Annotated in this window: 3 protein-coding genes; 2 read left to right on the top strand and 1 reads right to left on the bottom strand. The window is 58.2% G+C overall.

The genetic code is table 11. The annotated features are described in order from the left end of the window. The coding region (locus Q0216_RS05475) for an L-lactate permease (protein WP_298593578.1) at nt 1-340 on the top strand (340 nt) is incomplete at its 5' end. Between the two features lie 244 nt (nt 341-584). Beyond that, complete coding sequence (locus Q0216_RS05470; protein ID WP_298593576.1) at nt 585-974, top strand: DUF1304 domain-containing protein; 390 nt, start codon at nt 585-587, stop codon at nt 972-974. A gap of 132 nt (nt 975-1,106) precedes the next feature. Here Q0216_RS05470 and Q0216_RS05465 read toward each other — a convergent pair whose 3' ends face one another. Next, nucleotides 1,107-1,895 (bottom strand): DNA-3-methyladenine glycosylase I, encoded by a 789-nt coding sequence (locus Q0216_RS05465; RefSeq protein ID WP_298593575.1) that lies wholly within the window; start codon nt 1,893-1,895, stop codon nt 1,107-1,109. Between the last annotated feature and the right edge of the window lie 25 nt (nt 1,896-1,920).

The following is a 1,920-nucleotide window of genomic DNA, read 5'->3' as shown; positions in this document are numbered from 1 at the left end:
CGCGGCAGCCGGCCCGGTCTTCCCGCTGCTGTCCCCGATTATCGGTTGGATTGGCGTGTTCGTGACCGGATCCGTGACGAACGCTAACGTGCTCTTTGCGGGCCTGCAGTCCACCACCGCAGCCCAGATTGCTGTTGACCCGACCCTGCTCGTTGCCGCAAACACCGCCGGCGGCGTGATGGGTAAGATCGTCTCCCCGCAGTCCATCGCGATTGCGGCGGCGGCAGTGAACAGCGCTGGTGAGGAATCGAAGATTACCTCCATGTCTATCAAGTACAGCGCTATTCTGCTGGGCCTGGTCTGCGTCTGGTCCTTCGCGCTGTCGCTCATGATGGGCTAAAGACCAATACCGGATTCGGCGTAACCCCGCAGAAGAAACCCCTCGATGAGAACCCTGCAGTTTTCTCTGCAGAAGACGAATCGAGGGGTTTTACGCATATTCAGGGAGGTTTCAACAGAGCGAGAAGAGGCGTAGAATTACTTCTTGTGCTTGCTCCTGCATGATTCTGCGCATCACCACGGGTGTGCTCAGAATAAAGAATGGGCAGGTGCCTAATAGAACACCTACTGCTTAGGGAGAAACAATGCAGGCGCTCGCAACGGTCACCACCGTTTTTGCTTTCGTAGCAATCGCTATTCACGTGTACATCTGGATTATCGAATCCTTCCTCTGGACCAAGCCCAAGGGCCGCGAAACCTTCGGAATGACCGAAGAATTTGCCGAGTCCACCAAGGAGATGGCGGCAAACCAGGGCCTGTACAACCTGATGCTCGCCTGGATTGCAGCAACCGGCCTGCTCGCCTTCTGGTTCGGCTCCCCGCAGGTGGGCGTGGCGCTCATGTTCGCTGGCCTGGGCTCCATGGCGATTGCCGGTGCCTACCTGTTCCTCACCTCTCCGGATAAGCGCAAGCCGGCACTGATTCAGCTGACTCCGCCGCTGCTGTCTCTGATCTTCCTCTTTGTGACGATCTAATTCAGAACGGAACCTCTCAATGTATAGACGCCGCGTGCTTACTTCAACGAAGTAGCACGCGGCTTTTCTCTGCCCATTTTCTCTGCCCGTTTTCTCTGGCCGGGCGTGCCCTCGCGCCAGATACCCAAAGGCTTAGACGAACAGACCCGAACAGCCGCGCCGATGCGAGCCTACCAGGTGCGCATCCACCATGCCGACAGCGCACATGAGTGCATAAGCGGTTACAGGCCCCAAGAATACTCCACCCAGTGCTTTAAAAGACTTGGCAAGAAGTGCGGACTCGGGCGTATCGGTCGGAATGTCCTCCATGGTGTGTGGGGCGATAGTCTCGCTCGGCGCGAAGGACCACAGCCACGCCGGTAGTCCGCCCGGTACCCGCGTGCCGCCGGGTAGGGTGCGCTCGCGCATCCGGTTCAGGTCTTCATCGCTTAGGGCACGAACTCGACGACGGCGAGTATTCGGCGTCTCAAGGCTTTCCATATTAGTCGGGGTAGAAGAGGGCGCGATAAGGGGAAGAAGAATATCCTCCGTGGAGGCGTCACGCGGCATGGCGGCAACCTCACGCATCCGAAGAGTCAGGCGCGCATTGGAGATAACCGCACGAATCTTCCGCTCGTTACGGATAATGTCTTCGTCCTGGAGGAGCCGCGCAACATCCTGGTCGGTGAAGGCAGCCACGTGTTCGGGATCGAAACCCTCGAAAGCGCGACGGAATGCTTCGCGGCGGGCAAGAATCGTTCGCCAGGAGAGCCCCACCTGAAAAGCTTCAAGGCTCAGGGCTTCGAAGAGTCCCCGCTCATCGGTGACGGGCATGCCCCATTCGGTGTCGTAGTAGTCGCGCAGAAGTTCGTCGGTCACCCACGTGGGGTAGCTTAGGGTGTTTTCGAGGGATTTGGCGGGAATATTAGGTTGCGAGGTCACGGTTTCTCCTCTCTGAGAATGCTGA

Source organism: uncultured Rothia sp., from assembly GCF_937976295.1.
In the GTDB taxonomy this organism is placed as follows: Bacteria; Actinomycetota; Actinomycetes; order Actinomycetales; family Micrococcaceae; genus Rothia.
This window is presented reverse-complemented; position numbering and strand designations above follow the sequence as displayed.

Excerpts from the sequence above, each read along its gene's own strand:
- Q0216_RS05470 (WP_298593576.1), top strand. The coding sequence starts at position 585 with ATGCAGGCGCTCGCAACGGTCACCACCGTTTTTGCTTTCGTAGCAATC.